This is a genomic window from Tabrizicola sp., from assembly GCF_051645465.1.
Classification (GTDB): Bacteria; Pseudomonadota; Alphaproteobacteria; order Rhodobacterales; family Rhodobacteraceae; genus Tabrizicola.
The window spans coordinates 73,085-79,138 of the sequence record NZ_JBOFBI010000186.1 but is presented as its reverse complement, the minus strand read 5'-3'; the positions used below and the strand labels follow the sequence as shown (position 1 = coordinate 79,138).

Below are 6,054 nucleotides of genomic sequence, written 5' to 3'. Positions count from 1 at the left end.
GCCATGGCCGAGGAATGGCCGCGCAGGTCCAGGACGACCGGGCAGGCCGTCTCGGCGGCAGTGGCCAGGATGGTCAATAACCTCTGGGCGCCTCCAACGCTGAGCGTGTCGATCACATGAACAACTGGATACATCTAAGCTATAGAGCCCTTGCACGCCCGTCGGCGCCCGAGGTTACGGCTGCCGCACCCCCCGAGTAAACCGGCGAATCGGGCCTGGACGGCGGAACTGCTTCAACGGACCCGCACATGTGCAAAACCCGGGCAAATGGCACGTGAAGAGACCCCTCCGCCTATCCCGCCGCTTCTGATGGCAGCGAAAAAGCGGGCAGCGCCGAACCCGCTTGCACGCTACTTGCGCAGTTGGGGACTGGCACGGCAAGAGACACAACGGCTAGTTGAATCTGCGGCAAAAGTTGGACGAAGTTGTGGACTTCTGGCGTGGAGCGGCCATAATCTTGAATGTGTCAGGCGCATATTCGTCTGGCCCCAGAACACGATGTTTTCGACAATCTAAGTCAGATACCCCTTCGGTCTTTGGATCGAAATTGGAAAGGTATGTCTTCGGCCCGCGGGCCGCACCTTTCCGTAAACGGTGCAGGCCAGCCGGGGGGCAATCAGACGGTTCCAAGGTTCGGTTCAATGCTTCTGGATGCCGGTTCTACATTTGAAAAACCCGCCGGTCCGGACACGGACGCAAGCAATGACATCCAGCCCAAGCTTTCGATTGTACAGGCGGCCGCCGGCTCTACCCTGAAGGGTGCCTGGCGCTATCGGGCCTTCGATCTTGCTTTCGTTCTGTTTGCCGCACCCTCCGTAGTGCTTGTATTGATCTTCATCGCCTTGATCGTCAAGCTCGACGACCCCCGATCCCCGGTCTTCTTTCGGCAGACCCGCTACGGCCGGGACGGCAAACCGTTCCAGATGCTGAAGGTGCGGTCGATGGTGCCGAACGCCGATCAGATCAAGGTGGCTCTGCTGGCGCAAAGCGCCGATAAGGGCGCGGGCTTCAAGCTTGAACGCGACCCCCGCGTGACGCGTCCGGGGCGCTTCCTCCGGCAGACCTATCTGGACGAACTGCCGCAGTTCTGGAACGTCCTTCGGGGCGAGATGGCCATCGTCGGGCCGCGGGCAAACTCGGCCAACCCGATGGATCTGGAACCCTGGCAGCGGCTTCGTCTATCAGTTCGGCCCGGGATCACCGGATCGTGGCAGACCATGCGGGACAAGCCGAAAGACTTCCAGGAACGCTGCCGGATCGATCTGGACTACATCCGCCAGAAATCCCTTCTCGGGGACCTCCGCATTCTCTTTCGGACCGTGAACGTCATGCTGGTTCGCCCGACCGGCCTTTAGGACCAACTCTTTGCCATGAAAGCTGCAGCGCCAAGCAACAGTTGTCACTTCCCCCGCAGTATCGGCGCGTGCGCCAGCGGTGATACTCGCCCTGACCCGCAAGAGGCTGTGGCCCACAAGTGTGTTGTTTCAAACCTTCGAATACGTAGGATGCTCATGTCAGCGAAACCAGCTTTGAAGACGGGATTCGCCTGGCAGGGCCGGAGATTATCCGATGACCAGATACCAGCCTGAGCCACCTCTGAAACAGCTTTTCGTCGCCCGGCCGACTCTGCCCTCGGTTGAGGAGTACGAAGAGCTGCTGGCCACGATCTGGTCGCGGAAAATCCTTACAAATCGCGGCCCCCTGCTGCAGGAGTTCGAGCGCGAGATCGCCACCTATCTGGGTGTCGAACACGTCTCGGTGGTGGCAAATGCAACCCTGGGCTTGATGGTCGCCCTGATGGAGATCGGCGCGACGGAAGTGATCACGACGCCCTTCTCGTTCGTGGCCACCGCAAACGCGATTCGATTGGTGGGGGCGAAGCCGGTCTTTGCCGATATCGATCCCTTCACCCTGGCGCTCGATCCGGCCGACGTCGAACGGCGCATCACGTCCCGGACGAACGCGATCCTGGGCGTCCACTGCTACGGCCTGCCGGGCAACCTGGCAGCGCTTGAAGAGGTCGGCGCGCGCCACGGCATTCCGGTGATCTATGATGCGGCCCATGCCTTCGGGGTGCGGCGCGGCGGCCAAAGCATCTTGCGGTCCGGCCTGATGTCCGTCCTCAGCTTCCACGCGACCAAGGTCTTTCATTCGGCCGAAGGCGGCGCGATCGTCTGCCGGGATGCCGAGACAAAGCGAAGGATCGACATCCTTTGCAACCACGGTATTTCTGACGAAACCACAGCCGATGTCGTCGGCATAAACGCCAAGATGAGCGAGTTTCACGCCGCCCTTGGCCTCGTGCAGCTCCGCCATCTGAAGGCTGAGGTTGCCGCGCGCGACCGGGTCGGGCAGCGCTACGCCAGCGGTCTGGCGATGGTCAAGGGCATCCGTCCGATCTGTCCGGCGGGTGACCCCGACCACAACAACTATGCCTATCCCGTCTTCGTCGAACCCGACTACCCGCTGTCACGGGACGAGCTTTACGACCATCTGCGGCAGAAGGGGATCGTCGCCCGGCGCTACTTCTACCCGCTCATCCCGCATCTGGGGGCCTTCCGCGACCCCGCGCAAGAAGCCCCCGAACGCTTCCCCGTCGCCGAACTTGCAGCCGAACGGGTGCTCTGCCTGCCGATGTACGGCGACCTTGACGACGACGACCAGACGCGGGTGATCGATGCGATTGCCCAGGTGACGCGCTAGCGGGAGCTGCCATCGGGCGGCGAAGGAGACGTGCTTCGGGATGGCGACGGAAGGGCAGGTGCGGGGCAGGGCGCTCTTCGTCCGGCGGGCCAGGTTCTCGCATGTCAACCAAAGCCTGCTCGCCGCCCTCAGGCGGCAGCGCCCCGACATCGTATTCGACGATCTTGACGTCGATACGCTCCTCCCGCCGCGCAGCCTGGCCTTCCAGACCTGCATTCTGCGTGCTTTGGCCGAATACGGCCCCGGAACCCTGCGCAACCGCAACCTCCTGCGGTTCCGGGTTCTGCGAAGCCGCGCCTACTATCACGCCACCCGGCGCCTCATCCGTGAGAAATCCACCGTCGGTGGCTATCTCTTCACCGTTCAGACCCAGTCGCTCTTCAATGCGGCGAACGGTCTGGTTCCGAACCTGATCTACACCGACCACGCTTCACTGGCGCGCGAAAGCTCGGACTGGGACGAGGGCCTCGGCGATCCGAGCCCCGCCTGGCTGGCCCTGGAGGCCGCGATTTACCGCGATGCGGCGCATGTCTTCACTTTCGGCTCTCGCGTCCGACAGGTTCTGGTCGACCGCTACGGCCTGCCCGAGGGTCGCGCCACCTGCGCCGGTACCGGGGCGAACGTCATGCCGGATGCCCCCCCCGACCTGAGCCCCGCGCGCTACGAACGCCGGAACATCCTCTTCGCCGGTATCGAGTGGGAGCGTAAGGGCGGCCCAGACCTCCTCGCCGCCTTCAAGGCCTTACAGACGCGCCTCCCCGATGCCACCCTGACAATAGTCGGCTGCACCCCGCCCGAGGCTCAGGGCGTCCCCGGCTGCGACGTGCTCGGCCGCGTCTCCCTGCCCGAACTCGCGCGCCTTTACCTGGCCGCCTCGTGCCTCTCGGTCCCCTCGCGCCACGAACCCTTCGGCAACGTCTTCGTCGAAGCCGGTCACTTCGGCCTCCCCGTAGTCGCGACAAGGGTGGGCGAGATCGGCGACGTGGTCCACGACGGCAAGAACGGCTTCCGGGTTCCGCCCTCGGACCCGCCCGCGTTGGCCCAGGCGCTCTGGCAGGTGCTCCACGACCCCGAAGCCGCAAGCCGCATGGCCGCCGAAGGCATCCGCATCACCGCCGACTACACTTGGGACACCGTCGCCGCACGCATGCTGGCCCATGCGCCTTTGGACCAGGCACAAGCTTAAGCCGGGGCAGTCGACCCGCCAGATCGCACGCAAACAAACGCTTGAGTGTTGTGGGAAAAATGGTGCTGCAAGAGAGGATTGAACTCTCGACCTCTCCCTTACCAAGGGAGTGCTCTACCACTGAGCTACTGCAGCGCCGTTGGTGGCGGGGGAGATAGACGCATTCGAAACACTCCGCAAGGGGTTTTGGCGGGCATGGTTCCCCCTATCTGGACCCACCCCCGTCCTTAGGGTAGAAGCCTAGCCCATGCGCAGCCCGTCGGACCCGCCGAAACGCGAAACGGCCCGTAAACCTGCAAGCCCGCCCACCCGCGAAGACCGGCTGAAGGCGGCCTTGAAGGCCAATATGGCGCGCCGGAAGGCACAGGCAAAAGCCCGCAGCGCCGAAGATGCGCGCGGGGAAACCAAGGACAAGGACTAGGGCAGATGGATTCGATTCTGGTACGCGGCAACGGGGCTTTGTCCGGGGCAATCCCGATCGCGGGCGCAAAGAACGCCTGCCTCACGCTCATGCCCGCAACGCTCCTGAGCGATGAACCCCTGACGCTGACCAACGCGCCCCGGCTTTCCGACATCCGCACCATGACGCAGCTTCTGCAGTCGCTCGGCGCGGAAGTGGCCAGCCTGCAGGACGGCCTTGTCCTCGCGCTTTCCAGCCATTCGATCACCAATCACAAGGCCGACTACGACATCGTCCGCAAGATGCGCGCCTCGATCCTGGTCCTCGGGCCCATGCTCGCGCGCTACGGCCATGCGGTCGTCTCGCTGCCTGGCGGCTGCGCCATCGGCGCGCGGCCCGTCGACCTGCACCTGAAGGCGCTGGAGGCGATGGGGGCGGAGCTTGAACTGCGTGACGGCTATGTCCACGCCAAGGCCCCCGGCGGCCGCCTGAAGGGTGCGGTCGTCGACTTCCCCTTCGTGTCGGTCGGTGCCACCGAAAACGCGCTGATGGCGGCGACGCTGGCAAAGGGGACCACCGTCCTCAAGAACGCCGCGCGGGAACCCGAGATTGTCGACCTTGCCCGCTGCCTGAAGAAGATGGGCGCCAAGATCGACGGGGAGGGCACCGGCACCATCACCATCGAAGGCACCGACCGCCTGGGCGGCGCGACCCATCAGGTCGTCACCGACCGGATCGAGCTTGGGACCTACATGCTTGTCCCCGCGATCTGCGGCGGCGAGATCGAATGCATCGGCGGCACGCTCGACCTTGTAGGCTCCTTCGCCGAAAAGCTGGATGCGGCGGGCGTCAGCGTCACCCAGACCAACCGTGGCCTCAAGGTTTCCCGCAAGAACGGCCGGGTGCAGGCGGTGAACGTCACGACTGAGCCTTTCCCCGGCTTCCCGACCGACCTGCAGGCCCAGATGATGGCGCTTCTCTGCACCGCGGAAGGCACCTCGGTTCTGGAAGAGAAGATCTTCGAGAACCGCTTCATGCATGCCCCCGAACTGATGCGGATGGGCGCGAAGATCGACGTCCACGGCGGCCACGCCACTGTGACGGGCGTTGAAAAGCTGCGCGGCGCGCCAGTGATGGCGACAGACCTCCGCGCCTCGGTATCCCTTATCCTCGCTGGTCTTGCCGCCGAAGGCGAAACCGTGGTCTCCCGCGTCTACCACCTCGACCGCGGCTACGAACGGGTAGAGGAAAAGCTCCGCGCGTGTGGGGCGCATATCGAGCGCATCCAGGGATGAGCGACGCAAGGTTCGAGGACGGGGGCGAAGGCCCCCTGCGCCTCGTAGCACAGGACGCCGACGATCTGCGGGTCATCTCGACCCTTGTGCAGGACGCCGTTCTGCCGGTCACCGAGATGAAGCACGATGCCAAACGCCGCCGCTTCGCGCTGCTGCTGAACCGTTTCCGCTGGGAGGACCGCAGCGAAGCCGAGGCCGTGGGCCGCGCCTACGAAAGGGTCCGTTCGGTGCTGGTGGTCGAGGACGTGCTGAAAGTGCAAAGCTACGGCTTTGACCGGACCGACAACGACCTCGTGCTCTCGCTCCTGTCGCTCGACTTCGCAGCAGGTCCGGATGGCACCGGGCGGCTGACCCTTACGCTTGCCGGCGACGGCGCCGTGGCGCTGGACGTCGAGGCCCTGGAAGTTCGACTGGATGACGTGACCCGCCCCTACCGCGCGCCTTCGGGCAAGGTTCCGACGCACGACTGA

Annotated in this window: 6 protein-coding genes and 1 tRNA gene; 6 read left to right on the top strand and 1 reads right to left on the bottom strand. The window is 64.4% G+C overall.

Going from position 1 to position 6,054, the window contains the following annotated elements:
* Positions 1-641: 641 nt before the first annotated feature.
* The 3 genes from ACRCSW_RS12365 to ACRCSW_RS12355 all read left to right on the top strand — a co-directional run bounded on the left by ACRCSW_RS12365 (position 642) and on the right by ACRCSW_RS12355 (position 3,889).
* Complete coding sequence (locus tag ACRCSW_RS12365; protein WP_438705487.1) at positions 642-1,355, top strand: sugar transferase; 714 nt, start codon at positions 642-644, stop codon at positions 1,353-1,355.
* A 214-nt stretch (positions 1,356-1,569) separates the two neighbouring features.
* A complete protein-coding gene (locus tag ACRCSW_RS12360) occupies positions 1,570-2,703 on the top strand; it encodes a DegT/DnrJ/EryC1/StrS family aminotransferase (RefSeq protein ID WP_438705486.1) in 1,134 nt (377 codons plus the stop codon).
* A 40-nt stretch (positions 2,704-2,743) separates the two neighbouring features.
* A complete protein-coding gene (locus tag ACRCSW_RS12355) occupies positions 2,744-3,889 on the top strand; it encodes a glycosyltransferase family 4 protein (protein ID WP_438705484.1) in 1,146 nt (381 codons plus the stop codon).
* Positions 3,890-3,949: 60 nt separating this feature from the next.
* Here ACRCSW_RS12355 and ACRCSW_RS12350 read toward each other — a convergent pair.
* A tRNA-Thr gene (locus ACRCSW_RS12350) sits at positions 3,950-4,024 on the bottom strand.
* A gap of 112 nt (positions 4,025-4,136) precedes the next feature.
* Here ACRCSW_RS12350 and ACRCSW_RS12345 point away from each other — a divergent pair.
* Genes ACRCSW_RS12345 through ACRCSW_RS12335 form a run of 3 tightly spaced genes read left to right on the top strand, consistent with a single transcriptional unit; the run spans position 4,137 to position 6,054 of the window.
* The gene (locus ACRCSW_RS12345) at positions 4,137-4,310 is read left to right on the top strand and encodes a hypothetical protein (RefSeq protein ID WP_438705482.1); all 174 of its coding nucleotides are present in this window, start codon (positions 4,137-4,139) and stop codon (positions 4,308-4,310) included.
* A 5-nt stretch (positions 4,311-4,315) separates the two neighbouring features.
* On the top strand, positions 4,316-5,584 hold the full coding sequence (gene murA / locus ACRCSW_RS12340; RefSeq protein ID WP_438705480.1) for a UDP-N-acetylglucosamine 1-carboxyvinyltransferase: 1,269 nt from the start codon (positions 4,316-4,318) through the stop codon (positions 5,582-5,584).
* Positions 5,581-6,054 (top strand): DUF2948 family protein, encoded by a 474-nt coding sequence (locus tag ACRCSW_RS12335; protein WP_438705479.1) that lies wholly within the window; start codon positions 5,581-5,583, stop codon positions 6,052-6,054. Before murA ends, ACRCSW_RS12335 begins: the two co-directional genes overlap by 4 nt.